Annotated in this window: 19 protein-coding genes; 11 read left to right on the plus strand and 8 right to left on the minus strand. The window is 52.9% G+C overall.

All coding sequences use genetic code 11. The features are described 5' to 3' along the window. The first annotated feature begins 99 nt into the window (after window positions 1-99). Together KNP86_RS00590 and nfsA are read left to right on the plus strand one after the other, a co-directional pair. A complete protein-coding gene (locus tag KNP86_RS00590) occupies window positions 100-1,569 on the plus strand; it encodes a catalase (protein ID WP_034776647.1) in 1,470 nt (489 codons plus the stop codon). A gap of 132 nt (window positions 1,570-1,701) precedes the next feature. Next, window positions 1,702-2,451 carry an oxygen-insensitive NADPH nitroreductase gene (nfsA, locus tag KNP86_RS00595; protein WP_214752423.1) on the plus strand — a complete coding sequence of 250 codons (750 nt, stop codon included), beginning with the start codon at window positions 1,702-1,704 and terminating at the stop codon, window positions 2,449-2,451. Between the two features lie 22 nt (window positions 2,452-2,473). Here the strand turns inward: nfsA and KNP86_RS00600 are convergent, their stop codons facing one another. From KNP86_RS00600 to KNP86_RS00610, 3 genes are all read right to left on the minus strand, one after another. Next, window positions 2,474-3,595: a redoxin domain-containing protein gene (locus KNP86_RS00600; RefSeq protein ID WP_214752425.1), complete on the minus strand. Its 1,122-nt coding sequence runs from the start codon at window positions 3,593-3,595 to the stop codon at window positions 2,474-2,476. A gap of 63 nt (window positions 3,596-3,658) precedes the next feature. Then, window positions 3,659-5,059 (minus strand): MBL fold metallo-hydrolase, encoded by a 1,401-nt coding sequence (locus KNP86_RS00605; RefSeq protein WP_034776653.1) that lies wholly within the window; start codon window positions 5,057-5,059, stop codon window positions 3,659-3,661. A gap of 69 nt (window positions 5,060-5,128) precedes the next feature. Beyond that, window positions 5,129-5,425, minus strand: coding sequence for a rhodanese-like domain-containing protein (locus KNP86_RS00610; protein ID WP_029595926.1), 297 nt, complete (start codon window positions 5,423-5,425; stop codon window positions 5,129-5,131). 113 nt (window positions 5,426-5,538) lie between these two features. Here KNP86_RS00610 and KNP86_RS00615 point away from each other — a divergent pair, with 113 nt between their 5' ends. The 5 genes from KNP86_RS00615 (at window position 5,539) to KNP86_RS00635 (ending at window position 10,826) form a co-directional block, all read left to right on the plus strand. Then, a complete protein-coding gene (locus tag KNP86_RS00615; RefSeq protein WP_251130391.1) occupies window positions 5,539-5,910 on the plus strand; it encodes a rhodanese-like domain-containing protein in 372 nt (123 codons plus the stop codon). Between the two features lie 42 nt (window positions 5,911-5,952). Then, window positions 5,953-6,732 carry a sulfite exporter TauE/SafE family protein gene (locus KNP86_RS00620; protein WP_034776656.1) on the plus strand — a complete coding sequence of 260 codons (780 nt, stop codon included), beginning with the start codon at window positions 5,953-5,955 and terminating at the stop codon, window positions 6,730-6,732. A 195-nt stretch (window positions 6,733-6,927) separates the two neighbouring features. Beyond that, entirely contained in the window at window positions 6,928-8,835 is a 1,908-nt protein-coding gene (locus KNP86_RS00625) for an LTA synthase family protein (protein WP_214752427.1), read from the plus strand. 103 nt (window positions 8,836-8,938) lie between these two features. Then, window positions 8,939-9,553, plus strand: coding sequence for a class I SAM-dependent methyltransferase (locus KNP86_RS00630; RefSeq protein WP_214752429.1), 615 nt, complete (start codon window positions 8,939-8,941; stop codon window positions 9,551-9,553). Window positions 9,554-9,575: 22 nt separating this feature from the next. Continuing rightward, window positions 9,576-10,826 carry an MFS transporter gene (locus KNP86_RS00635; RefSeq protein WP_214752431.1) on the plus strand — a complete coding sequence of 417 codons (1,251 nt, stop codon included), beginning with the start codon at window positions 9,576-9,578 and terminating at the stop codon, window positions 10,824-10,826. A gap of 27 nt (window positions 10,827-10,853) precedes the next feature. Here KNP86_RS00635 and KNP86_RS00640 read toward each other — a convergent pair whose 3' ends face one another. The 4 genes from KNP86_RS00640 to KNP86_RS00655 all read right to left on the minus strand — a co-directional run bounded on the left by KNP86_RS00640 (window position 10,854) and on the right by KNP86_RS00655 (window position 13,421). Continuing rightward, window positions 10,854-11,048 (minus strand): hypothetical protein, encoded by a 195-nt coding sequence (locus KNP86_RS00640; protein ID WP_034776662.1) that lies wholly within the window; start codon window positions 11,046-11,048, stop codon window positions 10,854-10,856. A 106-nt stretch (window positions 11,049-11,154) separates the two neighbouring features. Next, complete coding sequence (locus KNP86_RS00645) at window positions 11,155-11,703, minus strand: cysteine hydrolase family protein (protein WP_214752433.1); 549 nt, start codon at window positions 11,701-11,703, stop codon at window positions 11,155-11,157. A gap of 64 nt (window positions 11,704-11,767) precedes the next feature. Continuing rightward, complete coding sequence (locus tag KNP86_RS00650) at window positions 11,768-12,505, minus strand: ABC transporter permease (protein WP_034776666.1); 738 nt, start codon at window positions 12,503-12,505, stop codon at window positions 11,768-11,770. Next, window positions 12,483-13,421, minus strand: a complete 939-nt coding sequence (locus KNP86_RS00655) for an ABC transporter ATP-binding protein (RefSeq protein ID WP_034776668.1) — start codon at window positions 13,419-13,421, stop codon at window positions 12,483-12,485. The genes KNP86_RS00650 and KNP86_RS00655 overlap by 23 nt, the downstream gene beginning before the upstream one ends. A gap of 334 nt (window positions 13,422-13,755) precedes the next feature. Here KNP86_RS00655 and KNP86_RS00660 point away from each other — a divergent pair, with 334 nt between their 5' ends. Continuing rightward, the gene (locus KNP86_RS00660; RefSeq protein ID WP_034776671.1) at window positions 13,756-16,602 is read left to right on the plus strand and encodes a 2-oxoglutarate dehydrogenase E1 component; all 2,847 of its coding nucleotides are present in this window, start codon (window positions 13,756-13,758) and stop codon (window positions 16,600-16,602) included. Window positions 16,603-16,620: 18 nt separating this feature from the next. Continuing rightward, window positions 16,621-17,898: a 2-oxoglutarate dehydrogenase complex dihydrolipoyllysine-residue succinyltransferase gene (gene odhB / locus KNP86_RS00665; RefSeq protein WP_214752435.1), complete on the plus strand. Its 1,278-nt coding sequence runs from the start codon at window positions 16,621-16,623 to the stop codon at window positions 17,896-17,898. A 40-nt stretch (window positions 17,899-17,938) separates the two neighbouring features. Here the strand turns inward: odhB and KNP86_RS00670 are convergent, their stop codons facing one another. Further along, complete coding sequence (locus tag KNP86_RS00670; RefSeq protein WP_214752437.1) at window positions 17,939-19,534, minus strand: diguanylate cyclase domain-containing protein; 1,596 nt, start codon at window positions 19,532-19,534, stop codon at window positions 17,939-17,941. A 157-nt stretch (window positions 19,535-19,691) separates the two neighbouring features. On the opposite strand from KNP86_RS00670, the gene KNP86_RS00675 reads away from it, so the two are divergent. Both KNP86_RS00675 and KNP86_RS00680 read left to right on the plus strand, forming a co-directional pair. Continuing rightward, window positions 19,692-20,363, plus strand: coding sequence for a DsbA family protein (locus tag KNP86_RS00675; RefSeq protein ID WP_214752439.1), 672 nt, complete (start codon window positions 19,692-19,694; stop codon window positions 20,361-20,363). Continuing rightward, the gene (locus KNP86_RS00680; RefSeq protein WP_214752441.1) at window positions 20,360-20,776 is read left to right on the plus strand and encodes a disulfide oxidoreductase; all 417 of its coding nucleotides are present in this window, start codon (window positions 20,360-20,362) and stop codon (window positions 20,774-20,776) included. The genes KNP86_RS00675 and KNP86_RS00680 overlap by 4 nt, the downstream gene beginning before the upstream one ends.

Below are 20,776 nucleotides of genomic sequence, written 5' to 3' on the forward strand. Positions count from 1 at the left end.
CAAAAACGCTCGAGTCCATCGAGCGTTTTATTTGTAATAATTATTATCTTTTAATATTATTAATCTTGTAATAATGATTATTAAGAGGAGGCAATATTAATGGATCAACACCGTCATCTAACTACTAACCAAGGCGTCCCAATCGGGGATAACGCCAACTCCATCACAGCGGGTCGTCGCGGCCCGACACTTCTCGAAGATTATCAGCTAATTGAGAAACTCGCCCACTTTGACCGTGAGCGCGTACCGGAACGGGTCGTTCATGCCCGTGGCGCCGGAGCCCACGGTGTCTTCAAAGTTAAAAATAGCATGAAACGATATACAAAAGCCAAATTTTTGCAGGAAGAGGGACAAGAGACACCAATCTTTGCTCGCTTCTCGACGGTCATTCACGGTCTCGGCTCACCAGAGACGCTTCGTGACCCGCGTGGATTCTCGGTCAAATTTTACACGGAAGAAGGGAACTACGACTTCGTTGGAAACAACTTGCCGGTCTTCTTTATCCGTGACGCCATCAAATTCCCGGATGTAATCCACTCACTCAAACCGGACCCGCGGACGAACCTGCAAGACCCAGACCGTTTCTTCGACTTCATGTCGCTCACGCCGGAATCGACGAGCATGCTCATCCATTTGTTCAGTGACGAGGGGATCCCAGCGTCCTACCGTCACATGCGCGGCTCATCGGTCCACTCCTTCAAATGGGTCAACGAATATGGAAACACGGTGTACATAAAACTCCGCTGGGTCCCGAAACAAGGTATTAAAAACTTGTCGATGGAAGAAGCGGCGAAAGTGCAGGCCGAAGACTTCAACCATGCGACACGCGACTTGTTCAACGCCATCGAGGAAGGCGACTTCCCAGAATGGGATCTCTACGTCCAAATCCTCGACCCGGCCGATATGGACAACTTTGACTTCGATCCGCTCGACGCGACGAAAGATTGGTTCGAAGACGTCATCCCGTATCAGCTCGTCGGTACGATGACACTCAACAAAAACGTCGACAACTATTTTGCTGAGACGGAATCGGTCGGTTTCAACCCGGGCGTGCTCGTACCTGGGATTCAACCGTCTGAAGACAAGATGCTCCAAGGCCGCTTGTTCTCGTATTCGGACACGCAGCGTTACCGAATCGGGGCGAACTACTTGCAGCTCCCAATCAACTGCCCATTCGCACAAGTGTCGAACAATCAGCGTGATGGGGCGATGCCGTTCAAACAACAGACGAGCCCGGTCAACTATGAACCAAACCGCTATGAGGACGCACCGAAACCGGACGCGACTTATATCGAGACGGAACAACCGCTCACAGGCGTAGCCGGACGTCAAAAAATCGAGAAGACGAACGACTTCGGTCAAGCGGGTGAAGTGTACCGTCGCTACTCGGAAGAAGAGAAAACGGCGCTCGTGAACAACTTGGTGGCGCACATTAAAGAAGTCCGCCACGAGAACACGGTGCTGCTCTTGATTTGCAACTTCTACCGGGCCGACCGCGACCTCGGCGCGCGTCTCTCGGAAGCACTCAACGTCGATATCACGCCGTTCTTGAGTCAAGTGACGGAATAACTTGTCCGCAACAGAGATGCGTAGCTGCATCTCTGTTTTTGTTTTTTTACCTTAGGAGGATAAGTGGTTCGAATCTCAAAAATTGTCCCGAGCCCGTCCATATGCCAAGATAAGAAAAAAGGGGGATGTTACATGAACCAAGTCATTGACACACTACTGAACCACCGCTCCGTCCGCTCGTTCACGGACGAGACGTTGACCGACGAACAAATCCGGCTCATCGTCGAGAGCGCCCAGCGCGCCTCGACGTCGAGCTTCATCCAAGCCTATTCCATCATCGGGATGACCGACCCGGAGAAGAAAGCAAGGCTGGCCGAGATCGCCGGTAACCAGCAGTACGTGATCGACAACGGTCACTTCTTCGTCTTCTGCGCCGATTTGTATCGACATGAGTTAATCGGTGAACTACGGGAGGCCGAAGTGAATGCGACGCTCGAGACGGACGAGAAGCTGCTCGTCGCGGTCATTGATGCCGCGCTCGCTTCGCAAAATGCCGTCGTGGCCGCGGAATCGATGGGCCTCGGCATTTGTTACATCGGTGGGATTCGCAACGATATGTTCGCTGTGAAGGAACTGCTCGGTTTGCCGGAGCGGGTATTGCCTCTCTTCGGACTTGCCGTCGGTGTACCGGAGCACGTCGAAGGCCAGAAACCGCGTCTCCCGTTCGAACATATTTATCACGAGAACACGTACGTCGCAGACGCAGAACAACTGAAACAAGAACTCGATGCGTATGATGCGACGATTCACGACTACTATGCGGTCCGCGGGTCGAACCAACGAAGTGACACATGGACCGGACAGATGGGTCGGATGCTGTCGAAACCGACCCGGCTCGACGTGAAAGATTTCCTAAAGACGCAAGGCTATTTGAAGCAATGAAAAAACCGCCGGGAGGCGGTTTTTAGTTTGTCTGGGCATCGAGCCAGGCGTGGTCGATCGCCCCGAATTGCTTGGCGATGATGACCCCATTTTCATCAAGGACGTATGTTGTGGGCATCGCTTGAATCCGGTAGGCGTTACTGACGATTCCTTCCTCGTCATAGACGACCTTGAACGCATCTTCATACGGGGCGACGAACGTCCGCGCATCCTCGATGTCCCGTTCACTCGTCGTCGTATTGACGGCGACGATGGTCACATCGTCTTGTTCTCGGGCAAACTTGGCCATGTCCGGCATCTCGGCCCGGCACGGAGGGCACCACGATGCCCAGAAGTTGACGACGACCCGCTCACCGCGTAAATCTTCCAAGTTGAACGGCGTCCCATCGGTTCGCTTCAACTCAAAATTCGGTGGGACTTGGCCGATGTTCAATCCGGTCTGGGACGAGTCGGCCTCGAGCCGTGGCGTCTCGTCCGGTAAGCTCGCATTGATGACGGCGAGCACGACGATGAGACCGAGTCCATATTGAACTGCCTTTTGAGATGGCCGTGCTACATATGTGGCGACGGCGATGAGAAGAAAGAGCGGAATGAGCCACCACACCTCGAATGTATCGGTCACAAGCGACCCGACCGACCAAATCGCGAACGCACCGACCACGGTCCAAAGGAACAATCCGAGCGTAGGACTCTGCATCCAGCGCCATGTCGTGACGAGCAGTAAGGCGATCAGGACGGCCATATAGATGTGGAGCGGTTGCGGAGATGAGAGCAATGGGAGCATCCCGTATTTGGGAACGACGAGCGTCACCGCAAACCAAAAGACCAAGGCCGAGAACAACCAATAGCCACGAAGGCTAGGTGTGAGCCGGAATACAAAAATAGCAATCACAGCAGCGGCAATGAGAAGCGACCACGTGCCGCCGGTCGCATAAAGGGATAAGGCCAAACTTCCCGTCGACGCGAGACCGAGGACGATCGCGCTTCCTTTCCAAGCGAGAAAGCCGGCGAACCATGTGCCGAGGACGGCGTCGCGCTCTTTTTCCGACAAGCCGATTTTTTTAAAGCCGATGTAGAGAATAAGTAGGCTGGCCATCATAGCCAGCAAATCGAGTCGAACGTTCAATGGACCGATGGCAATCACAGAATCCCTCCTAGAGAAAAAGCGCCCAAACGAGTGGGCGCTTTCTTTGTTTGTAGTATAGCATTAGCCGATTTGTTCTGCATTGAGGACAGTCTTCATCGCGCCATAGCCACCGAGGATGTTTTGGATATCCTTGTAGCCGAGTGATTGAAGCACACTCGCGGCCATCCGTGAACGGACGCCAGATGCACAGTGAACGGCGATCGTTTGATCTGTCGGGAGACCTTCGTGGTCGCGTGCCAGTTTACCGAGTAGGATGCGCTCGGCTTTCTCGTAGTGGCTCGCGTTCCATTCCGTCGCATTCCGGACATCGAGGACGAAGACGTCACCTTTTTCTGCCGACTCGATCGCTTGTTCCGCTGTCACGTCTGTGTACGTTTCCGTCAACAGTTCTTGACCGAGTTCTTCGACTGGGACGACGAAGCGGAGACGGTCGAGACCGATCGATTGGAGGTCCGTCTGTACTTGATCGACATCTTCCGCGCTCGCGATGAGCGTGATGTCTTTGTCGAAGTTGACGAGCCAGCCGGCCCATGAGACGAACTTCGTGTTGTAAGGGATGTTGATTGTGCCCGGGACGTGCCCTTTGGCGAACTCTTCCCCTTTACGCGTATCGACGACTTGTGTTTCCTCGACGAGCGTATCGAGGCGGTCCGAACCGACGACTTCTGGACGAGCGATCTCGTTCGTGACTTGGATGCCTTCTTTGTTCACTTTTTTCATCATCGCGAAGTAGTTCGGCGGTTCTGGTTGGTCCGTCGTCAACTCTTTGATGAACGCGTCTTTGTCTGTCATTTGAAGCGCCCAGTTCGTCGCTTTCTCGTAACCGACCGTCGATGTCGGGATGGCGCCGAGCGCTTTCCCGCAGGCACTTCCGGCACCGTGGCCCGGCCAAACTTGAACGAAGTCAGGAAGATCTTTGAACTTTTTGAGCGAGTCGAACATTTGCTCGGCACCGATCGCTGTCGTTCCTTTTACACCGGCTGCTTCTTCGAGCAAGTCAGGACGACCGATATCGCCGACGAAGACGAAGTCGCCTGTGAAGATACCCATTGGTTGTGTTTGGTTTCGGTCGTAGAGCAAGAACGAGATATGTTCTGGCGTGTGACCTGGTGTATGCATGACTTCGAGTGTGACGTTACCGACTTTAAACGTGTCGCCATCTTTGACGAGTTTTGAGTCGATGTCTTTCGCGAATGCATATTTCCATGACGCGTCGCCTTCGTCTGATAGATAAGCCGTTGAACCGGTACGTTTCGCAAGCTCGAGTGAACCTGAGACGAAGTCGGCGTGGATGTGAGTCTCAGCCGTCGCGACGATCTTCATGCCTTCTTTTTCAGCTTCTTGAAGATACGGTGTGATGTTACGGGCCGGGTCGATGACGACGGCCTCGCCGGTCATTTGGCAACCGACCATATAAGATGCTTGTGCTAATTTTTGATCATAGAAATAACGTAATAACATGTGAAATACCCCCTAAGAATAGTTGACTGTAAACGATTGTCGTTTTTGAAATATATATATAGAAGATTGTTAGACTGTTTCGCCCGTCCAGCTCATCATGCCGCCATCGACGTTGATGACATCGAAGCCGAGTGAATCGAGGTAAGCCGAAGCGTTCATGCTTCGTCCGCCTGCTGCACAGATGACGTGAATCGGTTTCGAACGATCGAGCTCATCGACTTTCGCTCCGAATTCAGAGAGTGGCACGTTTTTCGCTTGCTTGATGTGGCCACCTGCAAATTCGTCTGTCTCCCGAACATCAATCAAGTTGAGTGTTTCATCAGATTGAAGCAATGTTTCTAGTTCAGTTGTCGAAATGGTTTTCATGAGTCATTGATCTCCTTTGTGATTGTAGAATTTTTGAAGTGAGTTTCTTTCGTTGTTTTTAATATACCCCCTGAGGTATACTGAATGCAAGAAAAAGAATCGGAGGTCGAAAATTGAAGAAATTAATGCTGATTTTATCGATTTTGGTGCTGGTGACGATCGGAATCGTTCTTTTCACGTCCAAAGAGACGAGAATTACAAAAATCGACGTCGAAACACTACAAAACAGATTGGAAAACGAAGAAATAACCTTGTTAGACGTCCGAGAAGTGGACGAATACGAGGGGGGGCATATCGAAGGAGCGGTGAACGCACCACTTTCTTCATTAAATGAAACCGAATTACCTTATCCGAAAGATGAGCCGATCTATGTCATCTGCCGGAGCGGAAATCGAAGCGCCCAAGCGGCACAACTGTTGAAAGAACGTGGCTACACTGAAATTTATGATGTCTCGGGCGGTATGATTGCCTGGGAACAAAAATAAAAACTTACTTATTATATAGGGTAGGGAATTGGAGGAATTGATATGGAATTTGGATTTATCATCACCATCTTTTTGATCGGCTTTATCGGGTCGTTCATTTCAGGGATGGTCGGAATTGGCGGATCGATTATTAAATATCCGATGTTGTTGTATATTCCACCTCTCCTCGGCTTCGCGGCGTTCAGCGCCCATGAAGTATCGGGGATCAGCGCGATTCAAGTCTTCTTCGCGACGATCGGCGGAATTTACGCATACCGGAAAGGCGGTTATTTGAACAAACAGCTCATCTTGTATATGGGTGTCGCCGTCTTGATCGGGAGTTTCATCGGTGGCTACGGCTCGACGCTCTTGTCTGAGAACTTGATTAACGTCGTTTATGCCGTGCTCGCGACGATTGCGACAATCATGATGTTCTTACCGAAAAAGAATGTCGAGGATGTTCCGCTCGACCAAGTCACATTCAATAAAGTGATTGCATCGAGCTCGGCGTTCATCGTCGGTGTGGCAGCAGGGATCGTCGGGGCAGCAGGAGCGTTCATCTTGATGCCGATCATGCTCGTCGTGCTCCGGATTCCGACGAAGATGGCGATTGCGAGTTCGCTTGCCATCACGTTCATCTCGTCAATCGGTTCGACAGCGGGGAAAATCATCACCGACCAAATCGTGTGGGAACCAGCCGTCATCATGATCATCGCGAGTTTAATCGCGGCACCGCTCGGCGCGAACGTCGGCAAGAACATGAAGACGAAGTCACTTCAAATGATTTTGGCGCTCCTGATTTTAGCGAGTACAGTAAAAATTTGGATGGACATCATCGGTTAATCGAATCAATGTTAAATGGCTACCGAGGCGACTTGGTAGCCTTTTTTGTGTAAAGACTGCAATGGAATTGTTAAGTTTATGTATAGTTGTAAACGTCAATTAGTTGAATCGGGTTCACAAGAACGTTAAAATAGAGGCTATACGTCTAAAAAGAAAATGAACCTTTCACTTGAATTGCATATAAGGAGTGTTTACATGAATCACACGAATCAACCGAAAGGAAGAATGGACCGATTCCGCCAAGCGGCGCTCGACTCGTTCAAAACACATCGTCTGTTCTGGGTGTTCACCATCCTGTTATGGACGAAGTCGCTGATCGCGTATCAGTTCTTCTTCAACATGCCGGCCGAGAATGCGGTCCAGGCATTTATTCTCATCATCAACCCGCTCAGCTTCACGTTGTTCTTGTTCGCCTTCAGCTTCTTCTTCGGGGGAAATAAGAGGAAGTGGGCGCTTTATAGTCTATATCTCGTCTCCTCGCTCATCTTGTTCGCGGATACGACCTATTACCGTGAGTTCACGGATTTCTTGACCGTACCAGTCCTATTCCAATCGTCGAACATGGAGACGCTCTCGTCGTCATTCCTCTCGCTTCTCGAATGGAAAGACTTGCTCTTGTTAGGTGATCTCGTCGTGCTCCCGTTCCTACTATGGAAAATGAAAGAGACGAGCCAAGCGTCACAGCGGCGCGTCTTGATCACATTTACGGCAGCCGCCGCCATGTTCGGGTTCAACCTCGTCCTTGCGGAAACGGAGCGTCCAGAGTTACTCACGCGCTCGTTCGACCGGGAACTGTTGGTCAAAAACTTAGGAACGTTCAACTTCCACGTCTACGATGCCATGCTTCAAACGAAGACATCGGCCCAAAAAGCGCTTGCAGACGGATCTGAATTGGATGAAGTCGAGAACTTCACACGTCAGAACTATGCGGCGCCGGACCCGGAGATGTTCGGGAAGTATAAAGGCAAGAACGTTGTCGTCGTCTCGTTCGAGTCGGCTCAAAACTTCACGCACAACATGAAAGCGTCGAACGGCGAGTACATCACGCCGAACTTGAACAAACTGATCGAAGAATCCCACTACTGGCCGAACTATTACCATACGACCGGCCAAGGGAAGACGTCAGATGCCGAGTTCGCACTCGATAACTCGCTCTATGGCCTCTCACGTGGAGGAGTCTACTTCACGAACGCCGATAACGAATACAACGCGTTACCAGAAGTCATCAAAGATGACAATTACTACTCGGCCGTGTTCCACGCCAACAACAAGTCGTTCTGGAACCGCGACCAGATGTATCAAAATATCGGCGTCGACAAGTTCTTTGACGAAGCCAGCTACGACCTCGGGAACCCTGAGGATATGACGGAGTGGGGTCTGCTCGATGATGAGTTCTTCCGCCAATCGGTACCGATGCTCGAAGAGCTGCCGGAACCGTTCTATGCGAAGTTCATCACGCTGACGAACCATTTCCCGTACACGATGCCGAGTGAGAAGCACGAGCTCGTCCCGAAATTTGAGACGAACTCGACGACGCTCAACAACTTCCCGCAGGCGCTCGCCTATCAGGATTATGCGCTCGGCTTGTTCATCGACGAGTTGAAGGCGAACGGCATGTGGGATGACACGATCTTCGTCGTCTACGGTGACCATTACGGCATCTCGACGAACCATAACGCCGCCATGGCGGATCTGCTCGGGAAAGACGAGTTGACGCCATACGACGTCGCCAAGCTCCAAGCGGTCCCGTTCGCGATTCATTTGCCGGGACAAGACAAAGGTGAAGTGCACGAGACAATCGGAAGTCATGTCGACATGAACCCGACGATTCAGCACTTGCTTGGAATCGATACGTCAGAACAGGTCGGATTCGGGAACGACTTGTTCTCGAAAGAGCATTATGACCGCGCCATCTTCCGTGATGGAACGGTCGTGACGCAAGACCATCTGTTCACGCAGTCGATGTGCTATGACGCCAAGACTGGCGAAGTCGCAGAAGACGGTGAGGCGTGTACACCACTTGAATCAGAAGCGAACAAAATCCTCGAGATGAACGACCAGCTCATCTATTCAGATTTACTCCGCTTCAAACAAGCTCAATAATGAAGAGAGAAAAGATTGGAAACAGTCTTTTCTCTTTTTTTGTGGTCGTCGCGCCTTAGGAAGACTAAGATGAAAGAAGTGCACATCAGAAAAGGAGAACGAGATGACATTAGATTATACGGGAGAACGGGTCATCCCAGATCGCATGGACCCGCTGAACGGCTTGTTGCTTGAACATATCGCCCGTTACCATTTCGCCCTCTTATACATGAACGGACGCGTCCTCGATTTTGCGAGCGGGAGCGGATACGGCAGTCAATTGATCGCCAAGAACTTGAAAGGGACCGTGACCGAGGTCGTCGCGCTCGACTTGTCAGAAGAGGCGACGCGCTATGCGAAAGGTCGCTATCACCATCCGAACGTGGCCTATGTGGTAGGCAACGTGTTAGACCGGACGTTGCCGGAGAAACTTGGGACGTTCGACTGCATCGTCAGCTTCGAGACGATTGAACACGTGACCGACTATGAGGCGTTCATGGCGAACGTGTGGGAACTCCTGAAACCAGGGGGCATCTTGGTGTTATCGACGCCATTCGGACAAGGTGTCGGGCAACCGACGAACGAGCCGTTCCATGCCCACCAGTTCACCGAGGTCGAATTTGAGGAGTTATTTGCGCCGTTCACGTCGACCGAATTTTATTATCAACGAGGTGTGCTCGTCGAACCGAAACGGGCGACCCGCCATTATCCGATTGGAATCGTGGTCGCGGTGAAATAGTAAAACGGGGAGGGGGAGCAAGATGGGAAAAATTAAAAAACCATCCTATTATGGATGGTACATGGTCATGATCGCAGGGCTCGGCGTCTTTTTCTCGGGTCCCGGTCAGACATATTTCATCTCAGTGTTTATCGATCAATACATAACCGACTTCGGTTGGTCGCGTTCGGAAGTGTCGAGCATCTATTCGGCGGCGACGCTCGCTTCAGCCGCCTGTCTGTTCTTCGTCGGTCGATTGATTGACCGGTTCGGGCAACGCGTCATGATGGTCCTGGCATCGATTCTCTTAGCCGTCGCCTGTCTGTTCAATAGTTATGTGACGAACTTGACGATGCTCTTCTTCGGCATTTGGATGCTTCGTTTATTTGGACAAGGCTCGATGACACTCATTCCGAACACGCTCGTTCCGCAATGGTTCATCACGAAACGGGGGCAAGCGCTCAGTTATATGGCGATTGGCGGCTTCTTGAGTTCGGCTGTCTTTCCTCCGCTCAACGTTTGGCTCGTCGGTTTGATCGGCTGGCAGACGACGTGGCAAGTGTGGGGACTCCTCGTGTTCGTCTTGTTCACGCCGCTCGCTTACCGCTTCGTCCGCAATCGACCGGAGGACATGGGGGTGTTGCCGGATGGCGGGACGAACCCACATCCGAGTCCAAAGACGGCAGGCGCACCGATTCATGTCGACATCGACTTCACGTTCAAAGAAGCGCTCAAGACACGGGCGTTTTGGCTGATTCTCTCGTGTATCGGGATCCCGGCGCTCGTTAACACGGCCATCACGTTTCATCTGATTTCGATTTTTGAAGAGCAAAGTCTGCCTCCTGTCACGGCGGCACTTGTCTTAAGTTTGATGGCGATCCTTGGGTTTCCGGTGACGTTCATCGCCGGAAGGATCATCGATGTCGTGAAAATCAATTACGTGCTCATCGGGATTTTCGTGACCGAAATCGTCTTCATGGTTATCTTGCAGTATACGACGACGTTCTCGCTCGCCATTCTCTTCGGGGTCATTTGGGGGATCAGCAACGGCTTCGAACGCATCGCCTTGAATTATGTCTGGCCGTATTACTTCGGTCGCGCCGCGCTCGGCAGTATCAGCGGGTTGGCGACGTCTGTCATGGTGCTCGGTTCTGCGGTCGGCCCGCTTCCGTTCGGGATCGCCTACGACCTGTTCGGGAATTATGAGATGATCATTTGGTATTCGCTCGTCTTCCCGCTCATTGGTATCGTAGCTGCCGCTTTGGCGGTGAAGCCGACACTCGTCCGCTCGTGATGACACAAAAAATCCCGATGAACGAAGTCATCGGGTAATGAAATAGTATAACAGACCGAGCGCCACGAATGAGATCGGGAACAGGACGATATACGTCCACGACACCATCGACCAGCTTTTCTTTTGACTGTAGTCTGATTTGTCTTTTCCGAGTCCGACCATGATCGTAAAAATGAGGGCAATCAAGCAAACGAGTAGCGATAATCCGATTGTGAGATACATGTTGTCACATCCTTCATTGTTTCTTCATATATCAAGCATAGCTGAAAACAAAACGAAAAAGCCTCTGAAATGTTGGGATTCTGTGTCCAACAATCAGAGGCTTTTATCACACCTGGGTATCTTTTATATACGTGTCGGCATCATCGATTGGAATGCCAAGCGCCTCGTGGATGACGGTCAAGGCGCTGTCGTTGCGCTTGTCCGTCTCGGCGGCGACACAGTCGCGCGGGACATGAAGCTCATACTCACGCATATAGCCGTCATTCGCCGAGAACAGGATACAGATATCTGAGGCGACACCGGTCAGGACGAGTGAGGTGACGTCAAGTTGACGCAACAAGATGTCGAGCTGTGTCCCGTAAAACGTCGAGTGTCGCGGCTTGATGATGAAGTATTCTTTTTCTTCCGGCGCAATCCGCTTGGCGATGGCGCTGCCTTTTGAAGACTCGACGTGCCGGATGATATCCTCGGTGCTGTCTTTCCACTGCCCAAAGTTATCGTTGCAGTAGATGACCGGCAAGTCGTTCTCTTTAAAGTGACGTTTCAGTTTCAAAATCGGGTCGACAATCGGTTCCGTATGTCGAAACAGGTCGTCCCCACCGACGAAATCGAAGTCGTTAAACAGATCGATGATGAGTAACGCCGTCTTTGGCATCGTGGTCCCTCCATTCAAAGAAGTCTCTGTATAGGAAGTACCACACTCGTTCAGACGTTAATCGTCATTCAGCAAACGTTTTGCTGCGGAACATGAACGCCGTGATGATATAGAAGGCGACGATGTGAATCAAGACGTAGAACGCCGAGAACCAAATCGTCACGTCCATCGTCTCCATGAAACCTGGGCTTTGGTAGTAGATCGACAAGTCCGTGTGTAGGAAGACGATCCATTTGGCGATGGCCGGTTTCCACGCGATGAGAAGACCACCGATCATCGTCGAGACGAAGTTTGCGAGCACGGTGAAGCCGATCACGACCCCGACCGATTTGAAGACGACCGAGAACATGAGCGTCAAGAAGATGACGAACACGCCGCTCGAGACGCTAAGCAGGACATTGCGGAACTGCTCGAGCGTCAACTCCCCGTCGAGCGTCAACGCAAAACCGTACGTGACGGCAAGGATGAACACGAACTGGGCGAGCATGATGAGAAGGGCGGCCACAAGTTTCGACAGTAAAATTCGATCGCGCGAGTAAGGACTCATGAGTAAATGCTTCAACGTATCAAATTTCAACTCGTTCCCAATCATCTCAGCGGTGAAGACGATCGTGAAGATGCCGAGGAACGTCATCGCCGCCATCGTCGCATAGTTGACGAACGTTTCCGCGTCACCTGGATTGTTGCCGCTCCGGACGATGAAGTACGTTAAGACGATGATCCCAGTGTACATACCGAGTGCGACGAGCGGTTTAATCGTACGTCGCCATTTCATGAACTCATTGGCTAGTAATGAACGCATTGTTCGTGCCTCCTTCTTTTTTCGTCAATTTCAAGAACTGTTCTTCAAGTGTCTCGTGTTTCATCCCGATCTGATATACGGCGATGTCACGTTCGACGAGATGTTTCAACAAATGCGGGATATCGGTTTCCGGACGCGGGACGATGAACGTCTCAGCTGACTGTTGAATGATTTTCACATCATCAAAAGCGAGTGCGACGACATCGAGCGCTTCGTTCATCTGCTCGCGGCCGACTTTACAGAGGATGACACTTTCCGTCTTAGCCTCACCGTCTCCGCCTTGGACCGACTTGATTTGTCCTTGATCGATGATGGCGAACCGGTCGGTGATCAGTTCCATCTCGCTCAATAAGTGACTTGAGATGAGGATGGCGATGCCGCGGTGGTCGGCTAAATGCCGTAAGTAGTTGCGCAAATCAGCGATGCCTGCTGGGTCGAGACCGTTTGTCGGCTCGTCGAGGATCAATACTTTCGGGTTATGGAGCAGGGCACGGGCGATGCCGAGTCGCTGTTTCATCCCGAGTGAGTATTGTTTCACTTTCATATCGAGCTTTGTCTCAAGTCCGACGAGGGCACCGAGGGCGTTCAAGTCGACTTTCTTTAGACCAGGAATCAAATTCATCGCGTGAATCAGGTTCTCGCGGCCCGTCAAATACGGATAGAAGGCCGGGTTTTCGACGATGGCACCGATGCGACTGAGCGCTTGTTGGCGTTCTGTCGAGACGTCGAATCCGTCGACGGTCACTTTGCCGTGTGTTGCTGGCATGAGGCCGGTGATAATACGGATCGTCGTCGTCTTCCCGGCGCCGTTCGGTCCGAGGAAGCCAAAGATTTCTCCAGGCGTGACGTCAAAACTGACATTCGTCAGGACGTTCGTCTGGCCCATTTTCTTGTGTACATTTTGTACGGATAACATAGGGTCACCTTGCTTTCGTTGAGAGTATTTTCCAACTGGACACCCCTATATACGGACTGGATTGAAACAAGGTTTCACCTTTTTTTGAAACTGTTGAAACAAAGCGTTGATTTCACAATTAGTTGATAAGGAAAACTTATTGAAATAGTATGGACGAATTGTGAATTTGAAAGGGTCTTTCCACAGGGAAAGGTGTAGTATGAAGAGGAGAGAAAGAGGCAAGATTTGGCTCTTTTTGCAGGACGAATCAGATGGATGAACTGCTTCGTGCTTAATGTTAAAATGAAAGCGTTCACACATCGGACGCACACGAACGGATAGGGGGATTTATTCAATGGGAGAGTCGTCGAACGGTCGCGAAGAAGTGCAAGCATTTTATGGTCCAAACTTAGGCTATATCGTTGAATTATATGAGCAATACGTGGAAGACCCAGAATCGGTCGACGCGGAGACGCGTCAATACTTTGACGAACACGGGGCACCGGAAGCGAGCGCGCCTGTCGCGCCGGCTGCATCGTTTGATTTAGAGAAAGTCGTGGCAGCGACACGGTTGGTCAATGATATCCGGGCACTCGGCCATAAAGCGGCCGATATCTATCCGCTCAAAGACCACCCGCGCGAACACGGCTTGTTTGCGTTTGACCGTTACGGATTGAGTGAGGCCGACCTCGAGCAAGTACCGGCTCACTTGTTGTCGGAAGACGTGCCAAAACCGGGCGCGAACGCGCTCGAACTCGTCCGTCATTTGCTTGACGTCTATACGGGCACGGTCGCCATCGAGCTCCGCCATTTGGACGATATGGAAGAGAAGCGTTGGATTCGCCGCCGTATCGAGCAAGGCGCATTGAAAGCGAAGTACTCGAAGAACGAGAAAATCGAGTTGTTCCAACGTCTAGCCGAGACAGAGTTGTTCGAGTCGTTCCTTCATAAAACATACGTCGGACAAAAGCGCTTTTCGATCGAAGGGCTCGACGCGATGGTGCCGCTCCTTGACGCCATGGTCGGCGGCCTCATCTCGAGCGGGTCAGAACATATCAATATCGGGATGGCCCACCGCGGACGCTTGAACGTACTCGCGCACGTGCTCGGCAAACCGTACGAGATGATCTTCGCCGAGTTCCAACACGCTCCGAACAAAGAGTTGATCCCGTCGGAAGGATCGATCGGCATCAATTTCGGTTGGTCCGGCGACGTCAAATATCACCTCGGTCTCGACCGCAGAGTGTTAGAAGAGAAGAAAGAGGTCCGTTTGAACCTCGCCAATAACCCGAGTCACCTCGAGTTCGTCGGTTCGGTCGTCGAAGGATATACGCGCGCAGCGCAAGACGACCGCTCAGAAAAAGGGATGGCGGTCCAACATGACGACAAGGCCGCATCGATCTTGATTCACGGAGACGCCGCGTTCCCAGGTCAAGGGATTGTCGCCGAGACGCTCAACATGACGAACTTGCAAGGCTATCGTACAGCGGGGACGGTCCATGTCATCGCCAACAACACGATCGGCTTCACGACCGACCCGAGCGACTCGCGCTCGACACGTTATGCGAGCGATATCGCCAAAGGCTATGAGATTCCAGTGTTCCACGTTAATGCGGACGACCCGGAAGCGTGTGTCGCCGTCGCCAAACTGTGCAGCGAGTATCGTGCCAAGTTCCATAAAGACATCCTCGTCGACTTGGTCGGTTACCGCCGCTACGGTCATAACGAGATGGATGAACCGATGAACACGAACCCGGTGCTCTATAAAGCCATCAAAGAACACCAATCGGTCCGTCACGTCTACGCGGACGTGCTCGAAGCGGAAGGCGTCATGTCGAAAGAAGACAAGGCGACAATCGAACAGTCGATCGAGGATCGTCTCAAGTCGGCCCGTGACCTCGTCCCGGCCGAAGAAGAAGATGCCGACATCGTCTTGCCGGAAGCGGTCCATAAAGGATTCCCGTTCGTCGAGACGGGCGTGGAACGTGATGTGCTCCAACAATTGAACGACGAATTGCTCGTCTGGCCGGAAGGCTTCGGCGTGTTCCATAAACTTCAAAAAGTGCTTGACCGTCGCCGTGACGCGTTCGCGGACAATGGGAAAGTCGACTGGGGTCATGCTGAGACGCTCGCTTATGCCTCAATCATCTCGGACGGCACACCGATCCGCTTGAGCGGGCAAGATTCAGAGCGCGGAACGTTCGCGCAACGTAACATCATGTTGAACGATGTCGAGACTGGCAAGAAGTTCTCGCCGCTCCATCACTTGTCGACAGCGAACGCCTCGTTCTCGGTCCACAACAGCCCGCTCTCAGAAGGATCGGTACTTGGTTTCGAATACGGATACAACGTGTTCGCCCAAGATACGCTCGTCCTATGGGAAGCACAGTACGGTGACTTCGCCAACTCGGCGCAAGTCATGTTCGACCAGTTCATCTCGGCCGGTCGCGCCAAGTGGGGCCAAAAATCAGGTCTCGTCATGCTGTTGCCACACGGCTATGAAGGCCAAGGGCCAGAGCACTCGAGCGCCCGGATGGAGCGTTACTTGACGCTCGCCGGAGAGAAGAACTGGACGGTCGCGAATTTGTCGACGGCCGCGCAGTACTTCCACATCTTGCGTCGTCAGGCGAAGATGCTCGGTACAGAACAAGTTCGTCCGATGATCATCATGACACCGAAGAGCCTGCTTCGTCATCCGCTTGCAGCCTCATCGGTCGATGAACTGTCCGACAATAACTTCCGTCCGATCATCGAACAAGTTGGTCTCGGTGAGAATCCGGAGCAAGTCGAACGTCTCGTCTTCTGTTCAGGGAAGATGGCAATCGATTTGCAAGAAGCGACGATGAAGTCAGAGGAGTCACTCGACTTCCTGCACATCATCCGCGTCGAAGAAATCTATCCGTTCCCGGTCCGTGAGATCCGTGAATTGATCAGCCGCTATCCGAACGCGAAAGAAATCGTTTGGGTCCAAGAAGAGCCGAAGAACATGGGGGCTTGGACGTACATCGAGCCGCGTCTCGAAGCGGTCACGTCGAACCGATTGAACGTCCGTTACGTCGGCCGTCGCCGTCGTTCGAGCCCGGCCGAAGGAAATCCAACGGCCCATAAACAAGAACAAGCACGTATCATCCGTGAAGCCATCTCACGTGACGCCGTCTCGGCTGCTGCCGGCACGAGCACATACCAAAAAGATCGTAAATAAGTTAAGGGGGAACTCATTGTGATCGAAATCAAAGTACCGGAATTAGCAGAGTCCATTACGGAAGGAACGGTCGCGTCGTGGCTTAAACAGCCAGGCGACCACGTTGAAAAAGGGGAAGCCATCGTCGAACTTGAGACGGACAAAGTCAATATCGAAGTGCCGGCCGATGAGTCGGGCACGCTCGACGAGCAATTGGCGGCCGAAGGGGACACGGTCCAAGTCGGACAAGTGATTGCCCGCCTCAGCTCAGGATCGGGTGGCGGTACGGCTGTCGCGACGAAGACAAAAGCAGAAGCGGCGACAGAGACAGCTCCGGCACCGGCCGAGACGAAAACAGAGGAAGTTGGCGAAGCGAAGAAAGTCGAACGCCGTGAAGAGCACGTGGCGAGCCCAGGCAAAGGACCGATCGCGACACCGGCGGCCCGTAAACTGGCCCGTGAGAAAGGCATCGACTTGTCGGCCATCCAAACGAACGACCCGATCGGCCGCATCAACGTCCATGATGTGACGAACCACGAGTCGAAACCGGCACCGACACAAGCACCACAAGCGCCAAAAGCACCGGCAGCGGCACCGCAGCCGGCAGCGAGTGGCAAAGATGAAGAGCGCATCAAAATGACGCGTCGTCGTCAAACGATCGCCAACCGCCTCGTCGAAGTGCAACAGACGGCAGCGATGTTGACGACGTTCAACGAAATCGATATGTCGGCCGTCATGGCGCTCCGTAAACGTCGCCAAGAGAAGTTCGTCAAAGATAACGACGTCAAACTCGGCTTCATGTCGTTCTTCACGAAGGCGGCCGTCGCGGCACTCAAACGGATGCCTTACTTGAACGCTGAGATTCAAGGCAACGAGATCGTCTTGAAAAAATACTATGACATCGGCATCGCCGTGTCGGCTCCGGACGGCCTCGTCGTCCCGGTCGTCCGCGAAGCGGATCGCAAAAACTTCGGTGAGATCGAGAAAGACATCTTGCACCTCGCCGATAAAGCCCGCAACAACAAGCTCGGGTTGAGCGACCTCACAGGTGGCACGTTCACGATCACGAACGGTGGCGTCTTCGGCTCACTCTTGTCGACACCGATCTTGAACGGACCACAAGTCGCCATCCTCGGGATGCACTCGATTCAACTCCGTCCGATCGCCATCGACGCGGAAACGATGGAGAACCGTCCGATGATGTACGTGGCCCTCTCGTATGACCACCGTATCGTCGACGGTCGTGAGGCTGTGACGTTCCTCAAGCACATCAAAGACATGATTGAAGACCCAGAACAATTGTTGTTCGAAGCGTAATACAAGCAGGTCCATGCCGACGAGCGGCATGGACCTTTTCTTATGCGATGAGCGTCTCATCGAGCGTGATTTGATTTTTTCCGTTCGCTTTGGAGCGGTAGAGCGCCTGGTCCGCCCGTTCGATGGCGGCGTGCGGCACCGTTTCTGTCTGCCAGAGCGAGGCGCCGATACTGGCCCCGACGCTTGTCGTCCCGCTTTCAATGGTGATCGGTTTGGATAGGGACGCGATGATGTCTTCGCCGATGCGTGTGATGGAGTGTCCGTTCTGTCCGTTCCGTTCGAACAAGAGGAAGAACTCGTCACCGCTCAAACGGACCGGATAGGACCCATCGAGCGTCACTCGTTTCAATCGCTCGGCAATCTTAATCAAGACGTCATCCCCGGCGGCGTGCCCGTATGTATCGTTGATCGCTTTGAAACCGTCGAGATCGATATAGAAACAGACGTATTCGTTCTTTGTCGCCTGGGCTTCGTTCAAATAGTGACGAAGCGCCGTCCGATTGGCGAGCCCGGTCAAGACGTCGCGATGGGCGAGCGACTCGTAATGGACCCGTTCCGTCTCAGATTCGGTGAGTGACGTGACGAGCGACTCTAAGGCGAAAGCGAGCGACTCGATCTCATGAATCCCTGATTGGTGAGGGAACGTCTTCGCTTTGCCTTGTTTCATGAGGGCTGCCGTCTCGGTGATCCGTTTTAGCGGCCGGGTCACGACTGAGGCGAGGAGCCAACCGAGGATGGCCGTCACGAACGAGGCGACGAGGCCGATCGATAAGATGTTCCGCTCGAGTGAGGCGACCGGGGCGAAAGCGACTTCGGCCGGTTGGCGGACGACGACACTCCAGTCGAGGCCGGCGTAATCTTCATACCCTTCCCCGGTGGCGACGCCGGTCAAATAGGATTTCCCGTCCGCCCACGTGTCGACGTGCCATCCGTCGTCTAGTTTCGTCGGGAGCGGTTTCCCGACGAGATGGTCCGGGCCGAGCAACACGGTGTTGTCGCGTCCGCTGACGACGAATAGGTCGGTATACTCGGACTGATGGTGGAGCGTCCGGTTGAAGTGGCGGAGTACTTCCTTCCCCCATTCCCAACTTAGGTGAGTCGCGAGCACGCCTTGGAAGGCCCCGTCACGGAACAGCGGGACACTGATGTCGACGAACTGAAGGACTTCACCGGTCGGGTTCGGCAACAGCTCCGCGAGCAATACGGCCTCGTGGACATCCCCGATGAACGGCTCATCCTGGGCTTCTAGAAAGACAGGGCGTTCGCTGATTGAAGCGCCTTCTAATATTCCATTCGTCGAAGCGACGACGTTCCCCGACGCATCGGTCACGCCCATCCATGAGAAAGCGGGGATGTTCGTTTGGACCTGGTCGAGCAGGGCCCGGCTCGAGGCGGGTTCGTTCAAGGCGTCGAGTCCTTGGAGCAATTGGATTTCTTGATAGCGCGACCACATGTAAAAGTCGAGCTTATCGACGAGCTGGTGCGACGTCATCGACAACCGTTCCCCGATCTCTGCTTCGAGCGAGGCGGCGGAGCGTTGGCTGGTCATGTACGTTAGCGTGATGGTGAGCAAAAAGACGAGTGTGGCGATGCTGAGCGCCAAGATCAGGCCGAGGCGCATCGAAAATGATTTCATGAACAAATTCCTCCTACAGTGACAATCTCCACTCTGTTCATCGTCATCTTTGCCGTGACATGAAGCGAAGTTACGAAAAAACAAGGGTGATTTCGTGGAAACAGATAGCGCTTTCGTTATAATGAAAGACGAATCGATACAAATAGAGGTGAGACAAATGAAACAGAATAAACTATTGGTCATCGCGACGCTGCTCGCGGTCGCCCTCGTGGCCGTCGTGGTCGTTCTCTTGAACCGGCCGGCCGAACAAGCGGAGACGGCGGCACCGGTAAAGGCAGAGCATGTGTCGACCGAAGGACAGCCGACGCTCGGCGATGCGGACGCACCCGTCTCGGTCGTCGAGTTCGGGGATTACAAATGCCCGTCTTGTAAACAGTGGGGTGAGACGGTCTATCCGAAGTTGAAGCAAGACTATATCGACACAGGGAAAATCAGTTTCAGCTACATCAACGTCCTGTTCCACGGACAAGAGTCGATTTTGGCATCGCTCGCGTCAGAGTCGGTGTATAAACAAGACCCGGACGCGTTCTGGGATTTCCATAAGGCGCTCTACGACGCGCAACCGGCGAGTCAGCAGCACGACGAGGCATGGGTCACGGTCGAGCGGTTGACAGAGATTGCGAGCGAGACGACATCGGTCGACGTGGCGAAGCTCGAGGACGACTTGAGTGAGAACTCGACGGTGCTCGAACAGGTGAGCCTCGATGACGGGCTCGTCAAAGAGCACGGTGTCCAGTTCACCCCATCAATCATGATCAACGGGGTCATGCTCGAGGACCCGTTTGACTATGAGGCGATTGAGCGGTTGATTGAGCAAGGCACACCATGAAGCAGTCGTTCTTGACCCGTTATGGTCTCTATCTCGCTTGGCTCGTCGCTCTCGCAGCGACGCTCGGCAGTCTTTACTTCAGTGAGATTCGCGAGTTCGTGCCATGTGAGCTTTGCTGGATTCAACGCATCTTCATGTATCCGCTCGTCATCCTGCTCGGCGTTGCCGTGTTCACGGACGACAGGGCGGTGAAGAAGTATGTATTGCCGCTGTCGATGATTGGCGGTCTCGTTTCTTTGTACCACTACTTGGTCCAAAAAGTGCCCGGGTTTGCCGACATCAAACCGTGTGTCGCAGGCGTACCTTGTAACGTGCAGTACATCAATTGGTTCGGGTTCGTGACGATCCCGTTCCTTGCCTTGACGGCATTTACTTTAATCACGCTCCTCGTTTGGCGCGTGAAACGCAACTGA

The organism is Exiguobacterium sp. s16, assembly GCF_018618115.1.
In the GTDB taxonomy this organism is placed as follows: Bacteria; Bacillota; Bacilli; order Exiguobacteriales; family Exiguobacteriaceae; genus Exiguobacterium; species Exiguobacterium mexicanum_A.

Bases quoted from the DNA above. Each gene is read 5' to 3' on its own strand.
- KNP86_RS00590 (WP_034776647.1), top strand. From the start codon at position 100: ATGGATCAACACCGTCATCTAACTACTAACCAAGGCGTCCCAATCGGG.
- KNP86_RS00660 (WP_034776671.1), top strand. From the start codon at position 13,756: ATGGGAGAGTCGTCGAACGGTCGCGAAGAAGTGCAAGCATTTTATGGT.
- KNP86_RS00635 (WP_214752431.1), top strand. From the start codon at position 9,576: ATGGGAAAAATTAAAAAACCATCCTATTATGGATGGTACATGGTCATG.
- KNP86_RS00630 (WP_214752429.1), top strand. From the start codon at position 8,939: ATGACATTAGATTATACGGGAGAACGGGTCATCCCAGATCGCATGGAC.
- KNP86_RS00625 (WP_214752427.1), top strand. From the start codon at position 6,928: ATGAATCACACGAATCAACCGAAAGGAAGAATGGACCGATTCCGCCAA.
- KNP86_RS00655 (WP_034776668.1), bottom strand. From the start codon at position 13,421: ATGTTATCCGTACAAAATGTACACAAGAAAATGGGCCAGACGAACGTC.
- KNP86_RS00605 (WP_034776653.1), bottom strand. From the start codon at position 5,059: ATGTTATTACGTTATTTCTATGATCAAAAATTAGCACAAGCATCTTAT.
- nfsA (WP_214752423.1), top strand. From the start codon at position 1,702: ATGAACCAAGTCATTGACACACTACTGAACCACCGCTCCGTCCGCTCG.
- KNP86_RS00620 (WP_034776656.1), top strand. From the start codon at position 5,953: ATGGAATTTGGATTTATCATCACCATCTTTTTGATCGGCTTTATCGGG.
- KNP86_RS00645 (WP_214752433.1), bottom strand. From the start codon at position 11,703: ATGCCAAAGACGGCGTTACTCATCATCGATCTGTTTAACGACTTCGAT.
- KNP86_RS00675 (WP_214752439.1), top strand. From the start codon at position 19,692: ATGAAACAGAATAAACTATTGGTCATCGCGACGCTGCTCGCGGTCGCC.
- KNP86_RS00670 (WP_214752437.1), bottom strand. From the start codon at position 19,534: ATGAAATCATTTTCGATGCGCCTCGGCCTGATCTTGGCGCTCAGCATC.
- KNP86_RS00680 (WP_214752441.1), top strand. From the start codon at position 20,360: ATGAAGCAGTCGTTCTTGACCCGTTATGGTCTCTATCTCGCTTGGCTC.
- KNP86_RS00610 (WP_029595926.1), bottom strand. From the start codon at position 5,425: ATGAAAACCATTTCGACAACTGAACTAGAAACATTGCTTCAATCTGAT.
- KNP86_RS00650 (WP_034776666.1), bottom strand. From the start codon at position 12,505: ATGCGTTCATTACTAGCCAATGAGTTCATGAAATGGCGACGTACGATT.
- KNP86_RS00640 (WP_034776662.1), bottom strand. From the start codon at position 11,048: ATGTATCTCACAATCGGATTATCGCTACTCGTTTGCTTGATTGCCCTC.